Here is a 474-nt window from a genome sequence, read left to right on the forward strand (position 1 = left end):
GGAGAGAAGAGAGAGATTCCGCCCGAGACCCGGTTTCGCCGGAGACAGGGTTTCGCTCTCGACGAACACCGGTCGAATCCATAGGAAACTACGCAGCAGTAACCCTCCGGGACGGACGATGATCCGTCCCGGACCCGGGCCCCGCGTCCCGCCCGCCGTCGACAAGTGCGAAGATGGGTTCTCGGCAGGACAGGGCCCCCACCACAGGGCCGAAGACAAAAGCGGCCGAACACCAGCCGACCGGCCGGTCACACCCCAGCGACGGGGCCCGGCGTACGGCGCACATGCATGGAGGACGTGACGTGGCGAACGACGCCAGCACCGTTTTCGACCTAGTGATCCTCGGCGGTGGCAGTGGCGGGTACGCCGCGGCCCTGCGCGGAGCGCAGCTGGGCCTGGACGTCGCCCTGATCGAGAAGGGCAAGGTCGGCGGCACCTGCCTGCACAACGGCTGCATCCCCACGAAGGCTCTGC

General features: G+C 67.9%; 1 protein-coding gene. It reads left to right on the forward strand.

Annotated elements, in window-relative coordinates; all coding sequences use genetic code 11:
- Positions 1-173: 173 nt before the first annotated feature.
- Positions 174-474 (forward strand): FAD-dependent oxidoreductase (locus RM812_RS42250; RefSeq protein WP_311586334.1); only part of this gene is annotated, 301 nt, incomplete at its 3' end.

Source organism: Streptomyces lancefieldiae (assembly GCF_031845825.1).
GTDB classification, from domain to species: Bacteria; Actinomycetota; Actinomycetes; order Streptomycetales; family Streptomycetaceae; genus Streptomyces; species Streptomyces lancefieldiae.